At 66.5% G+C, this 17796-nt stretch carries 13 protein-coding genes and 1 pseudogene; 8 read left to right on the top strand and 6 right to left on the bottom strand.

Going from position 1 to position 17796, the window contains the following annotated elements:
- Positions 1–67 precede the first annotated feature (67 nt).
- The 4 genes and pseudogenes from QFW96_RS24390 (at position 68) to QFW96_RS24375 (ending at position 4823) form a co-directional block, all read left to right on the top strand.
- Positions 68–594 (top strand): annotated as a pseudogene (locus tag QFW96_RS24390) (YbhB/YbcL family Raf kinase inhibitor-like protein).
- Between the two features lie 218 nt (positions 595–812).
- Positions 813–2066 carry a sensor domain-containing diguanylate cyclase gene (locus tag QFW96_RS24385; protein ID WP_281458052.1) on the top strand — a complete coding sequence of 418 codons (1254 nt, stop codon included), beginning with the start codon at positions 813–815 and terminating at the stop codon, positions 2064–2066.
- A 183-nt stretch (positions 2067–2249) separates the two neighbouring features.
- On the top strand, positions 2250–2954 hold the full coding sequence (locus QFW96_RS24380) for a GntR family transcriptional regulator (protein WP_281458051.1): 705 nt from the start codon (positions 2250–2252) through the stop codon (positions 2952–2954).
- 345 nt (positions 2955–3299) lie between these two features.
- Positions 3300–4823, top strand: a complete 1524-nt coding sequence (locus QFW96_RS24375; protein WP_281458050.1) for a helix-turn-helix domain-containing protein — start codon at positions 3300–3302, stop codon at positions 4821–4823.
- Positions 4824–5435: 612 nt separating this feature from the next.
- Here QFW96_RS24375 and QFW96_RS24370 read toward each other — a convergent pair.
- Together QFW96_RS24370 and QFW96_RS24365 are read right to left on the bottom strand one after the other, a co-directional pair.
- On the bottom strand, positions 5436–6353 hold the full coding sequence (locus QFW96_RS24370) for an enoyl-CoA hydratase/isomerase family protein (RefSeq protein WP_343231405.1): 918 nt from the start codon (positions 6351–6353) through the stop codon (positions 5436–5438).
- A 58-nt stretch (positions 6354–6411) separates the two neighbouring features.
- Entirely contained in the window at positions 6412–7557 is a 1146-nt protein-coding gene (locus QFW96_RS24365; protein WP_281458049.1) for a low temperature requirement protein A, read from the bottom strand.
- A gap of 342 nt (positions 7558–7899) precedes the next feature.
- Here QFW96_RS24365 and QFW96_RS24360 point away from each other — a divergent pair, with 342 nt between their 5' ends.
- A complete protein-coding gene (locus QFW96_RS24360; RefSeq protein WP_281458048.1) occupies positions 7900–8619 on the top strand; it encodes a GntR family transcriptional regulator in 720 nt (239 codons plus the stop codon).
- A 392-nt stretch (positions 8620–9011) separates the two neighbouring features.
- Positions 9012–9653: a GntR family transcriptional regulator gene (locus QFW96_RS24355; RefSeq protein ID WP_281458047.1), complete on the top strand. Its 642-nt coding sequence runs from the start codon at positions 9012–9014 to the stop codon at positions 9651–9653.
- A 173-nt stretch (positions 9654–9826) separates the two neighbouring features.
- Here the strand turns inward: QFW96_RS24355 and QFW96_RS24350 are convergent, their stop codons facing one another.
- A complete protein-coding gene (locus QFW96_RS24350) occupies positions 9827–10708 on the bottom strand; it encodes a helix-turn-helix domain-containing protein (protein WP_281458046.1) in 882 nt (293 codons plus the stop codon).
- Positions 10709–10784: 76 nt separating this feature from the next.
- Positions 10785–11720 (bottom strand): alpha/beta hydrolase, encoded by a 936-nt coding sequence (locus tag QFW96_RS24345; RefSeq protein ID WP_281458045.1) that lies wholly within the window; start codon positions 11718–11720, stop codon positions 10785–10787.
- Positions 11721–12119: 399 nt separating this feature from the next.
- Between QFW96_RS24345 and QFW96_RS24340 the strand changes: the two genes are divergently transcribed.
- The gene (locus QFW96_RS24340; RefSeq protein WP_281458044.1) at positions 12120–13520 is read left to right on the top strand and encodes a PKD domain-containing protein; all 1401 of its coding nucleotides are present in this window, start codon (positions 12120–12122) and stop codon (positions 13518–13520) included.
- A 330-nt stretch (positions 13521–13850) separates the two neighbouring features.
- Here the strand turns inward: QFW96_RS24340 and QFW96_RS24335 are convergent, their stop codons facing one another.
- A complete protein-coding gene (locus tag QFW96_RS24335; protein ID WP_281458043.1) occupies positions 13851–14969 on the bottom strand; it encodes an NDMA-dependent alcohol dehydrogenase in 1119 nt (372 codons plus the stop codon).
- A gap of 236 nt (positions 14970–15205) precedes the next feature.
- On the opposite strand from QFW96_RS24335, the gene QFW96_RS24330 reads away from it, so the two are divergent.
- Entirely contained in the window at positions 15206–16105 is a 900-nt protein-coding gene (locus tag QFW96_RS24330) for an alpha/beta fold hydrolase (protein ID WP_281458042.1), read from the top strand.
- Positions 16106–16208: 103 nt separating this feature from the next.
- Here QFW96_RS24330 and QFW96_RS24325 read toward each other — a convergent pair whose 3' ends face one another.
- Positions 16209–17675 carry an aldehyde dehydrogenase family protein gene (locus tag QFW96_RS24325; RefSeq protein ID WP_281458041.1) on the bottom strand — a complete coding sequence of 489 codons (1467 nt, stop codon included), beginning with the start codon at positions 17673–17675 and terminating at the stop codon, positions 16209–16211.
- Positions 17676–17796: the final 121 nt, after the last annotated feature.

Here is a 17796-nt window from a genome sequence, read left to right as displayed (position 1 = left end):
CGATACCGCGGTCGACGCGCCTTTTTCAGCAGGTCGAAACGATTCGGCAGAGCAGGAGGACCGTGTGATGAGTCGTGACCCCTATGTTGACCTTCCCCAGGCCCCGTCGTTCACCCTCGTCAGCGAGGACGTCGCGCACGGCGAAACGCTGCCGCCCGCGCAGCGCAGCGGGATCTTCGGCGCGGGAGGCGACGACATCTCCCCACACCTGAGCTGGTCCGGCTTCCCGCCGGAGACGGCGAGCTTCGTGGTGACCATGTACGACCCCGATGCCCCGACCGTCAGCGGCTTCTGGCACTGGGCGGTGATCGACCTTCCGGCCAGGACTACCGAACTGCCGACCGGCGCCGGCGAGCCGAGCGGACGCGAGCTGCCCGACAACGCCCTGACACTGACCAACGACGCCGGCTTGCGCCACTACCTCGGTGCGGCGCCGCCGGAAGGGCACGGCGTGCACAGCTACTACATCGCCGTGCACGCCGTCGGTGTCCGTCGCTGGGGATTCCGCACACCGCGACACCTGCGTTCATGAGCTTCACCTTGCTCAACCACACGCTAGCGCGGGCGATCATGGCGCCCGTCTACGAGAGGTGACGAACGCGAGGCGCCGGGCAGGGGCGGCGGCGAACGACCGAGCCGCCGGCGGCATGGCGCCGCCCGAAGAGACCCACTTCCATGAGCGCAGGCGACCACCCATGCTCGCCCGCTCAGCAAGTGTCAACCACCCGTCCAGGACGTTCCGCAGGTGGACGGCCAGCTGGTCCAGACCGATCACGGACCGAGTTCGGCCCAGGCCGCCTATCGTGTGAACCGTGGACAATCGGGAAGACAACGCCCTCGACACGGTTGCCTGGGAAGCACTGTGGAAGCGGGTGCCCAGTCCGGTCGCGCTTGTCGACTTGCAGGGGCGCATCATAGAAGCCAACCCTTCCCTGTGTCGCATGCTCGGATATGCCCGGGAGCGATTGCTCGAGTTGTCCCCCTCGGACGTGACGTATGGACGCGGTCCAGTACTGGATCTGGAAAGCGCCGCGAAGATGGCCGAGGAGGAGCAAGACTCCTCCTCAGAGGAAAAGCGGCTCGTGCGTGCCGACGGCAGCGTCATCTGGGCGCTCATCAGTAGTGCATCGGTCCCGACACGGGCAGGGGGCCAGCAGCTGATCATCTCCCAGTTCCAGGACATCACCGCGCAGCGGGCCTCCGACCTGCTCTGGCGTCAGGTTCTGTCCAATGCACCGGTCGGCATGGCGATGAACGATCTCTACGCCCGTGCCACAGCGGTCAACGACAAGGTGTGCGAGCTCGTCGGCTATTCCCGCGACGAGCTCATCGGGTGCGGCACCGAACTGGCTTACGAACCGGACAAGGAACGGATCGAAGCGCTCTACGCGGAGTTCCGGGAGGGGCGCGTCGAGTCGGCGAGCCTGGACTTCTGCATGCGGCACCGCGATGGACACCCGTTTTGGCTGGCCGGCCGCTTCAGCCTGATTCGGGGCCCGGACGACCGGCCGACCTCCGTTGTCTGCCTGTACGAGGCCCTCAATGGCGCCGCACGCGTCAACGAAGAACACCTGGCCGAGCTGACTCGCAAAGCGCTGCACGACCCGCTCACCGGCCTGGCCAACCGCGCCCTGTTCCTCGACCGGTTCCAGAAGCAGCTGGGCGAGCTCACCGGACGGCGCGGTCTGCTCGCCTTGTTCATGATCGACCTCGACGGCCTCAAGGCGATCAACGACACCCACGGGCACCTAGCCGGCGACGCGTTCCTGCAGGCGGCAGCCGAACAGTTGCTCTCCGCAGTACGCCCCGACGATACCGTGGCCCGGATCGGAGGGGACGAGTTCGTCGTCCTCGCCACCGTGGCCGACCAGGACCGCGCGGAGAGGATGCGCAAGCGGATAGACCAGCAGCTCAACAAACAGGCCACCGCTCCGGGCCGAGATCACATCACGCTCGCCGCCAGTGTCGGGCTCGCCACCACAAATGACGTTGCGACCACTTCGCACACCTTGCTCGGCGAAGCCGACCGCGATATGTACGCCCGCAAACGCGCTCGCACGAGGTGAAGGTTCAGCGCCAGTGGCGCTGAGCAGCTCACGCGACGACGAGTAACTCCTATCGCCTCAGCCTGAGATCGCTGCATACAAAATGCATAATGCCCATGCTCGGTCCGACGCATCACCTCACACCGCGGCACGTAACGCTTCATATATTATGTTCTCCAATGCTCTGGGGAAGGTGGCTGAACGATGGCGCACGACACGGGACTTGGGCGGGACCGCGGATCCCGGCGCCAGCAGCTCTCCGAGGACGTGGCGAGCTACGTCCGTGAGCTGATCGTCTCGGGCGCCGCCCGACCGGGCGAGTTCCTGCGCATGGAACCCATCGCTGAGGCGGTCGGCGTCAGCAACACTCCAGCCCGGGAAGGACTCCTTTCACTGCGTGGCGAGGGTTTCGTCCGGCTGGTGCCCAGACGTGGCTTCGTCGTCGCGCCCTTCTCCCGGCAGGACGTGCACGACCTGTTCTGGAGCCAGGCCCAGCTGGCCGGAGAGCTCGCCGCCCGAGCGGCGAAGAACATCACCGCTGCCCGACTGGACCGGCTCGCGGCGCTCGTCGAGCAGTACTCGGCCTCCATCACCAACGATGACGAGGCAGGCCTCGTCGAACTCGGCCACACTTTCCACCGCGAGATCAACTTCGCAGCGGAGTCCGACCGCCTCGCCCTGCTGTTGGGATCTGTGGTCAAACAGCTCCCCAACCGCTTCTACGCAGCGATCGAGGGGAAGATCTCCTCAGCCCACGACGAACACCCACTCATCCTCGAAGCCCTCCGGAACCGCAAGTCACAGCGAGCAAGGGCGCTCATGGAACAGCACGTCTTGGAAAGCGCCGACCACCTGATCGAAATGCTCGACGCACGCGGCCTCTGGAGCGAGGACCGGTCCGCGTCCTGAAGCCGACACCCGGCAATCGTTCCGTGTGCGAGTCGAGACGTTCGACATCTTCGGACCCCTCCGGTCGACAGCACGAAGGTTCAGGCACTCGAGCCCGCTGACCTCGTCTTCGCTCCCCACCAGCCTCGCGATGATCTCAAGCGAATGATCGCGGACATTATGTGGAACATATTATGCTCCTCCTCACGTTGTCGGGTGTGGCATCCCGGGCTCCTCCGGTCGCCGTGAGCCCGAGCAGCCGAGAACCGTGGCGAGAAGAGGTGGTGCCGCGTGCCCAGTCATCCGGTTTGCGCCCCTGCCGCACGACGGCGCCCCGAGATCGAGTCTTCGTGGGCACGATCGCGGTTGAACGGCCTGCGCCAAGACGTCACACCACGTCTCGACCAGGACGTGGTCAACGCGGAGAGCACCCTGTCCCGCGCAGCCGGGCCGGTCCTCGACCACGCGCAGAACGAGCTCCTCGGAGCGCCGGTCGGGCTTGTGCTCGCCAACCACACCGCGCACGTCCTGGACGTGCGCTTCGCCGACCACTCGGACAGACGCGCCGTCGTCGAGCTCGGCGTCGTACCAGGTGCCCGGCTCAGCGAGGATCAGGTGGGCACCAACGCGGTGGGAACCCCGCTGGAGACGAAGCAGGGGTTGCTGGTGCACGGGCCCGAGCACTACATGGCGGCGTTCCAGTCCTTCAGCTGCTACGGACATCCGATCATCCACCCGATCACCCGCCGCCTCGCCGGAGTGCTCAACATCGGTGGTCGTTCGAGCGCGCAGAATCCGCTGTTCCCCGCATTGGTCCGCCGCCTGGTCCGCGACATCGAGGCGCGGCTCCAGCTCAACTCGAGTTCCGGCCAACGGCGGTTGCTGGCTGAGTTCCAAACGGCCTCCCGCCGGCGAGGTCGTGCCGTCGTCGTGGTCGGGCAAGGCTTGGTGCTCGCCACCCCTCCCGCGCTCGATCTGCTCGATCCCACCGACCACGCGGTCGTGCGGACGTGCGCGGAGGAGACGCGATCCGGTACGACGACCCAACGGCTGACGTTGACCTCCGGCCGCACCGTCCGGCTCCAGTGCACGCCTATCGACGGAACGGACGGTGCCCTCGTCGACATCGTGGCTGAGCGGGAAGGCGACCACGACGCCCCGGAGCCCTCAACTCGGTGGCCGCTGCTGGTCGTCGGCGAGACCGGCAGCGGCCGCACCACCGAGGCGCGGCGGCTCATCGGTCTTGACGGCGTCACGCTCGAGGCCCCCGAGATCGTGAGGCAGGGCGAGCAGGCCTGGGCAGCCGGCATGGGCACGCAGTTGGACGGCGAAGGACCCGCTGTCATCGTCGAGGACGTGCAGCTGTTATCCGAACCGATGACGGCGCTGCTGGCCAAGTGCCTCCGCAGCACGACTAGAAAGGTGGTGCTGACCTCGACGCCCGGCGATCACCTCGACAGTGTGCACGCACCGCTCGTGGCCCTGTGCGACGATCGCCGAGACCTTCTCCCCCTGCGTCGGCGCAGCCACGAGATTCCGCAACTGGCGCAGCAGATGCTGGCCGATATTTGTAGCTCCGGACGTACCCGGCTCACCTGCGAGACCATGAGCGTGCTGGCCTCGCAGCCCTGGCCCGGAAACCTGGCCGAGCTGCGCCGCGTGATCCAGAGCCTCGCTGCAGCTCGCTCAGCGGGCGACATCATCCCCTCCGACCTCCCGGAGTCGCACCGCGGTGTGCGAAAGCAGACGTCGCCCTTCCGGGACGCCGAACGCGAAGTCATCGTCGCGGCGCTCGAGACGGCCGGGGGGAACAAGCTCAAGGCGGCACGGGCCCTTGGTGTGAGCCGATCGACGCTCTACAACCGGATGCGGGCCCTGCACATCCACTGACCGCGACGGTCCTTTCAGGAAGCCGGAACCAACTGCCCAAAATGTTGGACACCGCCGCCCAGGGACACTTCCTAAGGTCGGGACAACGCCGCCGAACGTTTCGGCGACACGACCTGGCGATGGGTGGCGCTGGCTGTCAGACCGAGAGCAGTGCCGTGTCCCGAAGAGTTACTGCCCGAGCGACTGCGGCTGTCCAGCGATCGTGAGCGGTCCCCGACGCTCACGACGGTCATCCGAAGGGGCCCAGCCCGACGACGACCACTCGGCCCCCTGCTCCCCTCGAGCAGGGGGACCGGGCTCTACACAGCCGGCGCGTGCGGGCACTAGTAATCGGCCGCAGCGATCCCGTTGGCCTCGGCGACGTGCCCTGGACGAATGCCGACCATCCCGCGATGGCCATGCCACGGGTGCCCCCGGGGCCGCCCCGGAACCCGTCGAGGTTCGAAACGTCGCTCGGGGAGTTGATGCCGCAGCTCCCACCACGGGGAGCTGCGGCACCACCGCAACGGAGCCCACGTGCTCGAGTGCTGCCGGAGGTCATCAGCTCGGTTCGGGATCGCCGTCCGATCGGATGGGCAGCGAATTCGAGCCTCCGCCACGACTTGGGGCCGCTCAGGCGCGTGAGTCAGTGCTGAAGTTCGGGGCACGGCGCTCGCGGTAGGAAGCAACACCCTCCACGACGTCCGGACCGCCGAAGCCGAGGAACTCCAGGCCGAGCGAGGCGTCGAAGATCGGTCCCGCCTGCCGGTACCACTCGTTGAGCGAGTACTTCGTCCACCGGATCGCATCCTGCGCACCCGAGCTCAGCTCACCGGCGATCTCCCGGGCAGTGTCGAGCAAGTCAGCCTCATCGGCGGTCAGCGACACCAGACCAGCCCGCTCGGCGTCCTCACCCGAGATCCGTCGGCACGTCAGCAGCAAGTACTTGGCCTTGGCCATGCCGCACAGCAGAGGCCACACGGCCGCCGCGTGGTCACCTGCGGCCACCCCGAGACGGGTGTGCCCGTCGACGATCTTCGCGTCACGCGCGGCGATCGAAATGTCCGCCATCAGTGCCACAACCAGACCAGCACCGACCGCGGGCCCGTGGATGGCGGAGATGATCGGCTTGTTGCACGCCAGGATGTTGTAGTACAGATCGCGCGCCTCGCGCATGACCCGCATCCGCACGTCGTAATCCGCGATCTGCTCCTCGACCAGGTCGAAATTGCCACCCGCCGAGAAGGCCTTTCCCCTGCCCCGCACGATGACCGCCCGCACCTCGGGATCGGCGTCGATGACGGGCCACAGCTTCGGGAGCTGCGCGTGCGCGGTCGCATCCACCGCGTTGAGGTTCGGAGCGTCGAACACGACGTCCAGCACTCCGGGCTGATTGTTCTCGAACGTCAGAGCCGTGAACTGCTTGTACTTCTCGAGCATCGCTGCCCTGCCTTTCTCTCTAGTCAGGCGACCCGTTCGAACACGGCCGACGAGCCCTGCCGGTGGCCTCGACCGGATGGCCCAGCGAGAAGCCGGACCGTTGACGTTCACCCGTTGTCAAGTTTTATATATTATGCTGACAATTCCAAGAGGGTCGGCAAGGCGGGCGTCAGGCGGCCTCCGCCGCTGCACCCCGCTCTCGGGCGATGTGGCTCACCAGAACGAGCAGGACCAGCACGAGCACCAACACCGCTACCAATGGCGGGAGCCAGTACGCGGCCACCGCACCGGTCGTCAGGGCGATCGCGCCCAGCCCTCGCGGGATCCACACGATGCCGGTGGTAGCCCGGAAGTAGAACATCTGCGCCAACAGGTACAACGTCGGTCCACCGAGCAGGAGCACGCCCCCGATTCCCGCATGGGCATCCTCCGCATGCGCGATCACCAGCTCGCTGCCGGCAGCGAGGACCACCAATCCAGCCATCACGCCGTAAACGGCGTTGATGCCCAAGTGCACGGACCGGATCGGGTCGTCGGTCGCAGCGATGTGGTCGGCCACCTGCTGCTCACCGCGCCCGAAATAGGTCAACCACAGACACACCAGAGCCACGAACACCCCCAGTGATGACAACAGGGTGCGGACGTCGGGGTGTTCTTCTGACATGACCCGGCCGATCGTCAGCACGGTTTCGCCCAGCAAGATGATCAGGAACAGCCGCATGCGCTCGAGCATGTGGGAGGCATCGAAAGGGACGCTCGTCGACCGCAGCGCACGGCGCGGCACTGGATGCGCGGTCCAGGTCCCGACCAGATCGATGAGCGCAGCGACGCCCCACAGCCGCATTCGCCACTCAGCGTCAAGACCCGCTCCCACCAGCCAGAACGGCATGGACGCCGCGATCCAGACCAGCACTCGCCTGAAGTGCTCGCGCAGCTCGGGCGACGGCGCGCGCAACGCCGCGAAACCAGCCGCCCCGGCCAGCGCTGCCAGCATCGGAATCACGAACAGCCACGGGCCGTCGGCGAAGGCATGCGCGATCCCCGCGTTCATGAACAGGCCACAACCCATCACCCCCGCGGTCACAGCCCGGGTGGCCCGGCGTTCAACATCGAGCATCGTGACCTCGAAGCTCGTGAACGCCCACACACCGCAGACCGCGACCAGCAGGAGCAACGTCTCGGCCGCCCCGTGCCACGTCAGGTGCTCGATGAGGTGGTGCGTCAGCTGCGAAACGGCCAGCACGAAGACCAGGTCGAAGAACAACTCCAGGGGTGAAACTTCTCGGTGAGCCCACCGGGAACGCCGTTCGGCCATCGCTCCTCCTCGACATGACTGCTCGGCGAACCTCCGGCATCGTCCCGTTGCCGGCAAGAGGCTCCAGGCGCGAAGCTCATTCTCCGCGACGTCGCGGGGAGATCGCTGAGATCGCGGCAGCCCACTTAAACCCCCTTGACCACGCGGTGCGCCCTCGAACGCCACGTCGAGACGGCGCCGGCTCGCGTGCCGGAGACGCTGGTCGCGGCGCCCCTTTAGCCACCCACGGACGCTGCAGATCGTGGAACGCCGTCCCGTCCACCGAACGAGTCGATCGCATGAAGTGTGACGCCAAGGAAATTTTGTATATGATGCATGTCACCTGAACGGGAGGTGACGCTCATGGTCGACCACTCGATCACCACGGGGCACGACCGGTTCCGGAGCAACCGAAGCCGACGGGAACAGCTCCCCGAAGCGGTGGCCAGCTACGTCCGTGACCTGATCATGTCCAGCCAGGTCAAACCGGGCGACTTCCTCCGCATGGAGCCCATTGCCGAGGCCCTGGGCGTGAGCAGCACGCCCGTGCGCGAGGGACTGCTCGCGCTGAGCAACGAAGGATTCGTCAAGCTGATACCCCGCAGGGGCTTCGTTGCCGCCTCGGTTTCCCAGCAAGACGTGCGTGACCTGTTCTGGACGCAAGCGCAGTTCGCCGGCGAGCTCGCCGCCAGGGCCGCCAGCAAGATCACCCCGGCGGACATCGCAAGGCTCGAATCGATCAACGAGCAGTTCAAGGAGGCCGTCGACAACGACGTTCAGAACGACATCACCGAACTCGGTCATGCCTTCCACCGGTTGATCAATCGCGCTGCCGAATCCCGGCGACTGAGCCTTCTGCTCAGCTCTGCGGTGAAGCAACTCCCGAACCGCTTCTACGCCTCGATCGAAGGCCACGTCACCGCCACCCGCGGCGACCACCCCGAGCTGATCGAAGCACTGCGGTTCCGCGACCCCGAGTTGGCCCGAACCCTCACTGAGAACCATATCCTCGACGGGGCCGACGGCGTCATCCGGACGATGCGGGCACGCAGCTCCTGGGGCGGCCGGGAGAAGACACGCTGAAGATGGGCTTCGCGCTCGTCAACAGCACCCGAAGCGATATCAGCGATCATCGCCATCAACGTGAGGTCCGCCGGCTTTCCAACGTGCCTCACCCGGCCGTCGACCCCGGGAAGCCCAAGACCCGACGCAAGCAACGCGACAACGCGCGACCGACGCATACCAGGTCATTGCGCAGCCTTCTCGGCCCGGTCAGGTGGCTTACAACAGGACACAATCCCCCGACTGCCGCGCTGCGGCGGCCTCGCTCAACGACGCCACAGGGATGTTGCGCCGCAACGATGTAGGTCCGGTATATTATGTTCCGGAAGTCTCGAGAATGTGGAGTCAAAATGTCGGTTGCGAACGACCTGGGCACGGTCCGCAGCAGCAAGCGGAAGCAGCTTCCCGACGAGGTGGCGAGCTACGTCCGCGAGCAGATCATGTCCGGCCGCTTCAAACCGGGCGACTTCCTCCGCATGGAGCCCATCGCCGAAGCAGTCGGTGTCAGCAACACACCTGTCCGCGAGGGGTTGCTGACCCTGCACAACGAGGGTTTCGTCCAGCTCGTGCCCCGCCGAGGCTTCGTCGTCGCGCCGTTCACCAGGCAGGACGTGCGCGATCTCTTCTGGGCACAGGCCAAGCTGGCGGGTGAGCTCGCGGCCCGCGCCGCCAAGAACATCACCCAAGCGCAGCTGAGCATACTCGAATCGATCATGGAACAGCTCGAGAAAGCCGTCGAGGTCGGCGACAAGAACCTCATCGCTGACCTCGGGCACGCCTTCCACCGCGAGATCAACCTCGCCGCGGATTCGAACCGCCTGGCTCTTCTGCTCGCAGGGGTCGTCAGGCACATGCCGAACCGCTTCTACGCCTCGCTCGAGTCCCGAGTGAGCTCGACCAGGGAGCAGCACCCGCTGATCGTCGACGCCCTGCGGAAGCGAAGTACCCGGAAGGCCCGGGCGCTGATGGAAGAGCACATCACTGAGAGCGCGGACTACGTCATCGAGATGCTCGAGCAGAGCGGGTTCTGGGACGACGAAGCGACAGAACCCTAATCTAGATCATCGAACGGACCACCGAGTCCAAGGTGTAGCGCCCCGAGATCGCCGTCTCGGGGCGCCTTGACCCAGCCGGGTTAAATCGCGTTCCGGATTCGCCGCGAGGCGCGGGTCCAGGCACTCGACAACCTCATGCACGTCCGCCAGCCACGACGAAGGACCCGCTGTCTCTAGTGGGTGTGGGTGTCGCGGGTGGGTTCGGTGGTGTCGGTGTGCTGAGCGGCCCAGGAGGCGAGGATGCGCAGGCGGTCGTGGGTGGGGGTGTCCGGCTCGGCGGTCCAGGTGACCAGGTGTTGGTCGGGGTCGTTGGTGCAGGTCAGCGTGTCCCAGTCGAGGGTGAGTTCGCCGACGACGGGGTGGTGCAGGGTTTTGGTGCCGATGCGCTGGTTGGCCACGTGGTGCTCGGCCCACCACTGGCGGAAATCGGTATCGCGTACCGAGAGCTCGCCGACCAGTTCGGTCAGGTGCTGGTCGTCGGGGTAGCGGGCGGCTTCGTGGCGCAGCAGGGCCACGCTGGTGCGGGCCACCGATTCCCAGTCGGCGTAGAGGGTGCGCATGTGCGGCTCGGTAAACAGCAGCCGCACGTAGTTGCGGTGCTTGGCCGGCAGCTGGGCGAAGTCGGTGACCAGGGCCGCGGCCAGGGGGTTCCAGGCCAGCACGTCCATGCGCCGTCCCAGTACGAACGCCGGGGTGAACCGCAGGTCGTCGAGCACCCGCTGCAGGGACGAGCGCACCGTCTGGCGCGTGCGGCGGCGAGGCCGTGTGGCGTCCTTGCCGGCCAGTTCGGACAGGTACTCGCGCTGCCCGTCATCCAGCTGCAGCACCCGGGCCAGAGCGCTGAGCACCGGCGCCGAGGCGGCGATGCGGCCCTGCTCCAGCCGCGTGTAGTAGTCGGTGCTGATCGCCGCCAGCTGAGCGACCTCCTCACGCCGGAGTCCCGGCACCCGCCGGTGACTGCCGGTCTCGGGCAGCCCCACCTGCTGCGGGCTCAGCTCAGCACGTCGTGCTTTGAGGAAATCACCCAGCTCACTGCGGTGCGCCCTGCTGCTCATGACACCCATCCTTGTCTCGTGTGGCCTCCGCCGCACCCCGCCAAGGCACTTCGGGGCGGGGTGCGGCGGATCGGTTTCAGAGGTGCTTGCGGAAGAACGGGACCAGGTGCTCCAGCGCCTCGCCCGTAGCCTTGGGCTGGTCGTAGAGCTCGTAGTGCGAGGCACCCTCGACGACCACCAGTTCCTTGTCCTTCGAGGCCGCACGCCCGTAGATCTCGAACCCGGCCCGGTAGGCACCGAAACCGCCCGGCCGGTCACCGACCACCACGCACATCGGCTGGGTCAGCAGCACCTCGGCCCGATCGAAGGCATCCCAGCCCGCCAGCGCCGCCTGCCGGGAGAACAGGAAACTCGTCGCACCGTTGTCCGCGCGGCCTCGATCGGTCTTGTAGTACTCGGTGGCCTCACGCACGTCGATGTCGCTCACCCCCGCCTCCTCGGCGGCCTGCGGCGACGGCGGCAGCAGGTCGTTGACCACCGCGTCCTGCCCACGAGCCTCGGCAGTGCGCTGCGCGGCGATCGCCTCCAGCGCACTGATCGGGTCGTAGTTGACGAAACCCTCGCGCATCATCCGCCCGACGTTGGCCGCAGTCACCGTGCCCAGCGCCTTGATCCGCCGCTCGGTCATCGTCGCGTTGATCGCATACCCGCCACCACCGCAGATGCCCAGCACACCGATCCGGTTCTCATCGACGTACGGCTGGATCACCAGGTAGTCGATCACGTAGCTGAAGTCCTGCACCCGAAACGCCGGGTCCTCGGTGAATCGAGGCTGACCGCCGCTGTCCCCCTGAAAACTCGCGTCGAAGGCGACCGCGACGAAACCCTGCTCGGCCAACGCGGTGGCGTAGACGTTGCCGGAAGTCTGCTCCTTGCAGCTGCCGGTCGGGTGCGCGCTGATCACCGTCGCGTAGGTCTGACTGCGGTCGAACTCCGGCGGGAAATAGATGTCCGCCGCCAGATCCCACGCCAACGCCTTGATGTTCACACGCTCGACATTGCCGGAAGGCATGCTCTTCACTCCTCACAACAGTCGCCGCGACCCCATTTGCCAGGCCTATCACCAGCGACTTCGTTCCCGATGGCTCCCAGTATTGGCACGTACGCGCCGGCGTGGCAGGGACAATTTCTTCCCAGGAAGCACCCGTCCCAGGACAGTCACCGCCTCGTGACCGACAAGTCTGCGTCCCTAGATCGGTGGAAGGCAGCACACCCGACGGCTTGAACCTGCGGCAGCGCGACGAGATCGCGGTTGTCCAGATTCTTGGACACTCCAGCTCCCATGCGCTCCCTACCGTTTTCAACGCGCAAGAAACCGACTTCAGCGTTGAGCCGCGTGGCTCAGGAGATCGAAAGGGTTCGGCGTATGGATGGAAATGTGCTCCACCGCTCGCGACGTACGGCGATATGCGTGTCGACAGCACTCGCGTTGATGACAACCGGAGGACTGGCCCCCGCAACGGAAAGCCTGGCCTCCTCACCCCGGGAACACGTCCCGCCGACGCGGTACCTCCTCGTCGGCGGCATGGGTTCGGCGAACGTCGGCGTGCTCGCCGTCGATCGTGAGGGCACGACGTCGAACGTGCCCGGATCGCCGTTCCTCACCGGTACCGGGCTGTCGTTGGTGATCACACCCGATGCGCGGGCGGTGTACGTCGCCAGCATGGCCGGGGCGATCACCGGTTACCACATCGGCAGCGACGGCGCCCTCACCCCGATCGACGGTGCCCAGATCGTCGTCGGCTCACCTGTGGCCGGCCTGGCGATGGCTCCGGACGGGGCACACATGTTCGCCACGATCGGCGGTGAAGTCCGCTCGTTCTCGATCGCGTCATCGGGTGCTCTGACGCCCGCCGGTGCCACGCAGGCCCCCGGGCAGAGCACGCTGAGCCTCCCCGCGATCACACCGGACGGAAGACATCTGTTCGTATCCGACTTCCTGAACGACGTCGTGACGTCTTTCGCGATCGCGTCCGATGCCGGCCTCGTCCAGGTCGGCCAGCCTGTTCCCACGGGCTCCCGACCGGCACTGCCCGGCATCACACCCGACGGCCGCTTCCTGTACGTGAGCAACGAAGGCACCGGCGATCTGTCGGGGTACGCAATCGCTCGGGACGGCACGCTGACTCCGACGCCGGGCGGCCGCTACCCCACCGGCGGGACACCGCACGGCACCGCCATCACCCCCGACGGACGCCGCCTCTACGTACCCGACGCGTCTCCGGACGGCAACATCCACGGATTCCAGATCGGCGACGACGGCGCACTGACTCCCCTCGCCGGCTCGCCTCACCCAGGCCCCGGCGGAGGCGCCATTCCCGGGCGAATCGTGCTCAGCCCTGACGCCCGTCGAGCGTTCGTCATCGAAGCCCTCACACCTAACGTGACCTCGAAGGTGCACAGCTACGCGATCGCACCCGACGGAACTCCTACCCCCACCGGGCAACCTCCCGCAAACTCGGGCGTGCTGTTCTCCGACGGACCATCCAGCGAGATCACTCCCAACCAGGGGCCGGCGGCGGCACTGCGCATCGTCGGTGCGGAGGGCCCGACGCACGCCTTCTCCGCCGCGGGCGCAACCGACTCCGACGGCACGATTACCCGTTACGACTGGGACTTCGGCGACGGAACCTCTGCCACCACGACGACACCCGAAATCACGCACACCTTCGACCAGCCCGGGATGCGGACCGTCACCGTGACGGTCACCGATGACGAAGGCTGCTCGCTCAAGCTGATCCACACCGGCCAGGTCACCACCTGCAACGGCGGACCGCTCGCTCGCGCAACGCAGGAGATCAGCGTTCCGTGACGCGTTGCCGTTCCAGGATGACGCGGTTGGCCGCCACACCCGTAGCGGCCAACCGGCCTGCTCGACCGGCTCACGCTCCCTCGACTGAACCTGCAACCATCCGGCCAGCGATGACGGGCACAAGCTCATCACGCAAACCGAGGCAAGATGAACGGCGCCGCAATTACCACCGCGAATGGTTGCGAGCAGTCAAGATCGACGTAATGGTGACCAGGCAGACCTGTTCGCTGTCGAGGAAGTAGGCGACACCGCCTCCAGCGGAAACCGGACACGAACAGCGGGCCCGCACGCCAGCTTCGACGCACCGGGCCCGCTGTTCGGCGGTTCGTCTCACTCGTACCGGATGATGCCGCGGATGTTCTTCCCGTCGTGCATGTCCTGATAACCCTGGTTCACCTCGTCAAGGGTGTAGCTGCGAGTGACCAGCTCATCCAGTTTCAGCAGACCGTCGCGGTAGAGGTTCAGCAACCGCTTGATGTCCCAGTTGCCATTCGTGGCGCCGAAGAGCGAGCCCTGCAAGCGCTTCTGGTGCAGAGTCAGTTCGAACATCGAGATCGGCGCACCGATTTCTGCCTGGTTGCCCACCGAGGTCACCACGCAGGTACCGGCCTTGCGAATCGAGGCGAGCCCCTGGGCCACGTACGCGGGCTGGGCGACCCCGACGGTGATGATCGTCGAGTCAGCGCCCTGACCGTTGGTGAACTGCTTGGCTAGCTCCGTTGCTTCTTCCATCGACGCGACTGCGTGCGTCGCACCGAACACGCCAGCACTCTGCCGCTTGAACTCCACCGGGTCCACAGCAATGATGTTCTCCGCACCGGCGTGCTTGGCGCCCTGGATGGCGTTCACACCGATGCCGCCGATGCCCATCACGATAATCGTGTCGCCCGCCTGGACCTGCGCGGAGTTGACCGCCGAACCCCAGCCCGTGCTCACCCCGCAGCCGACCAGGCAGGCCTTGTCCAACGGGATGTCGTCGTCGATCTTCACCACAGACCCCAAGGACACCGTCGTCGTCTCCACGAAGGTGGAGAGGCCGCACATCTGCCCGACCTGAGTTCCGTCCTCGGTGCGCAGGCGGAACGTGCCGTCGGTGAAGCGAGGCCCAGCCAGGATGCCTGCGGCCAGATCGCACAGGCTCTGCATGCCTGTGGCACACCAGCGGCAATGCCCGCACGCCGGAATCGCAGTCAGGACGACGTGGTCGCCCTCCTCGATTCCCTTGCTGTTCGGGAAGGCCTTCGTGACGACGCCAGCGCCCTCGTGGCCGAGGGCGAAGGGGAACATGCCGACCGGGATGTCTCCCTTAACGTGGTGGTCGTCGGAGTGGCAGAGACCGGAGGCGACGAGCTTGACCTGGACCTCGTCCGGACGGGGATCCTCAACTTCCAGGTCCACGACCTCCAGCTTGCCCGGCGCCTGCCGAATGATGGCTCCACGGGTGCGCATCGGAAGATCTCCTTTGATCAGCGAACGTGCAACCCCGTGAAGATAATATATTATACTACAGCGTGCTAGGGGATGCTCAACGCGTGCCACCTCGCCTAGCCGAGACGCTGCGCATCGATCTCTCACCGCCAGGCCTACGAAAAAGGTCGCTCCATATCGGACAAATTCAACGTGCGCCAGGTCGGCAGGTGTCGCCCGCAAAAAACGCGCATGAAGAAATAGCAGGAGGAGACGCTGTGGTTGAAGCAGACGGCGGCCGTACCCGCGTGGAGTTCCGCGGGCTGGACGGCATCGAGCTCGCAGCCGACCGGTGGGATCCGAACCCGGGAAGCCCACTCGGAACGGTGCTGCTGCTCCACGGCGGCGGCCAGACGCGACACTCGTGGGCGCGCACGGCACAGGTCCTCGCCGATAGGGGATGGACCGCGATCGCGGTGGACGCCCGAGGGCACGGTGACAGCGACCGTTCCCCGGACGGCGCCTACACGCTCGACCACTTCGTCGGAGACATCCACCGCATCGCGCGGGCCTGCGATCAGCCGCCTGTGCTGATCGGCGCATCGCTGGGGGGACGTGCCTCGCTTGCCCTCGCGGGCGATCATCCGGACTCGATTTCGGGTCTCGTGCTGGTCGACATCGCGGCCCGAACCGAAGAATCGGGACGCTCGATGGTCCGGGACTTCATGGCCAGCGCTCCCAACGGGTTCGCCTCTCTGGAAGATGTCGCCGAGGCGGTGAACGCATACAACCCCCGTCGCTCGCGACCGCGCAACCTCGAGGGTCTCAAGAAGAACGTCCGCTTGCACACCGACGGACGCTGGTACTGGCACTGGGATCCGGAATTCCTGCGATACGCGGAGACCGATCTCGACGACGCCACGGGCAGGCTGAACGCGGCCGCGCGCAACGTCACCGCGCCGACCCTGCTCGTGCGGGGCAACAGGTCCAACATCGTGACACCGGAAGCCGTGGCGGAGCTGCTGGAACTCATCCCAAACGCACGGGCTGTCGAAGTCGCCGCCGGACACATGATCGCCGGCGACGACAACGACATCTTCGCCACGCACCTCTTCGATTTCCTCGCCACCGAGGTCCTCGACGGGCATGCGACATGCGGCCGCGAGACGAAGCGGTAGCTCTGGGTCCTGACAGCGGAGCCGCGACCAGCGGGGACGAGTGGCGACTCCGCTCGTCCCCGCTCAACGGCTTCAGGTCCGTCGCTCGAGGCTCGGCGCTCGATCAGAGCGGCCACTGCACGTGCTTCACCTCGAAGAACTCGCGGAATCCCTCCTCGCCGCTTTCTCGCCCGATACCGCTGTGGCCGGGCCCGCCCCACGGGGCGTCATCCCGTCTACCGCCGCCACCGTTGATCGTGACGGTGCCGGAACGAATGCGGCGCGCGACGGCGATCGCCTCCGCTGTAGGCCCCCACACATTGGCGTTGAGCCCGTACTTGGAATCGTTGGCGATCCGGATCGCATCATCGACCTCGCGGTACGGGAGAACCACGCCAACGGGGGCGAACAGCTCCTCCTGGGCGATCTCGTCGGTGTTGTCGACGTCGGTGAGCAAGGTGGGTTCGAGGAAGAAGCCCTCGTCGAGGCCGGCCGGGCGTCCGCCACCGGTCGCCACATTCGCGCCCTGCTCGACGGCGCGCGCCAGATACCCCGAAACGTTGCGGTGATGCTCACCGGTGATCAGCGGCCCCACCATAGTGTGCGGATTGTGCGGATCACCGACGACGAGGCCACTCATGAACGAAGCGGCCTTTTCGACGAACTCGTCGAAATCCGCCTCGGGTACTAGCGTCCGCGTGGTCGCCCCGCAGGCCTGTCCGGCGTTGCGACAGAAGCGCAGCACCGATGGCTTGATGGTGGCCTCCACGTTCGTCCCGGGCAGCAGGATGTTCGGAGACTTGCCGCCGAGCTCGAGGACGACCTTCTTCAGCGACGGCGCGGCAAGTGTCAGGATCTTGCTGCCGACGGTGGCTGAGCCGGTGAAGCTCACCATGTCCACTTCGGCCGCGCCGACCACCTGTTCGGTGACGGCCGGCGGCCCGAACACCAGGTTGACCGCACCCGGCGGGAACCCGGCCTCCTCCACGAGCTTCACGAAGGCGGTCGTGCACAACACGGCCTTCGGTGACGGCACCAGGACTGCCGGGCAGCCGGCAGCGAACGCCGGCCCCAACTTCCACGCGGCCAGCACGAGCGGCACGTTGTAGGCGGTGATCGCCGCGACCACACCAGCTGGCTCGCGCAGCAGCATGCTGCTCGACGTGATGGGGTCGTAGTGCAACGGCAAGTGCTGTTCCCACCCGTCCCTAGGGCCACGCCGCGCCGTTTCCGCGTACCACCGCAGGACCTTGATCGGCCCATCCACGTGGAGCTCCGCACCGCTGAGCGGCGAACCCACCTCGATGGCCGTGAGGCGCACGAGTTCTTCCCGATCGCGTTCCATCAGGTCCGCGAGCCGGTGCAACAAGTCGCTGCGCTCGCGCGCGCCGAGCCGGCTCCACTCGCCGCCGTCGAACGCGCGTCGCGCCGCTGCAGTGGCAGCGGCGACCTGTGCCGGGCTGGCAGACGGCGAGACCGCGATCTCCCTCTCGGTCGACGGGTCGACGGAGCGGATCTCCGCACCCTCCCCCGTTTGCCACTTGCCATCGATGTAGCACGCGGCCTCTGTCGCCGCCGCAATCGCAGCCATGTTCGCTCCTTTCAAGCGAAACGGATGGAATCCGAGTCAGATCAGCAAGGGACGAACTCGCAAGGAGCCGTCCTGAACGGAGTGGAGGTGCCGAACATCGGCTACACCATCAATGCGCACG

The sequence above is a fragment of the Saccharopolyspora ipomoeae genome (genome assembly GCF_029952525.1).
Classification (GTDB): domain Bacteria; phylum Actinomycetota; class Actinomycetes; order Mycobacteriales; family Pseudonocardiaceae; genus Saccharopolyspora; species Saccharopolyspora ipomoeae.
Note: the sequence above shows the minus strand (reverse complement) of the source record. Positions and strands in the feature narration are given on the sequence as shown.

Coding starts and splice junctions, on each gene's coding strand:
- QFW96_RS24380 (WP_281458051.1), top strand. CDS start 2,250: ATGGCGCACGACACGGGACTTGGGCGGGACCGCGGATCCCGGCGCCAG.
- QFW96_RS24365 (WP_281458049.1), bottom strand. CDS start 7,557: ATGGCCGAACGGCGTTCCCGGTGGGCTCACCGAGAAGTTTCACCCCTG.
- QFW96_RS24360 (WP_281458048.1), top strand. CDS start 7,900: ATGGTCGACCACTCGATCACCACGGGGCACGACCGGTTCCGGAGCAAC.
- QFW96_RS24350 (WP_281458046.1), bottom strand. CDS start 10,708: ATGAGCAGCAGGGCGCACCGCAGTGAGCTGGGTGATTTCCTCAAAGCA.
- QFW96_RS24345 (WP_281458045.1), bottom strand. CDS start 11,720: ATGCCTTCCGGCAATGTCGAGCGTGTGAACATCAAGGCGTTGGCGTGG.
- QFW96_RS24335 (WP_281458043.1), bottom strand. CDS start 14,969: ATGCGCACCCGTGGAGCCATCATTCGGCAGGCGCCGGGCAAGCTGGAG.
- QFW96_RS24325 (WP_281458041.1), bottom strand. CDS start 17,675: ATGGCTGCGATTGCGGCGGCGACAGAGGCCGCGTGCTACATCGATGGC.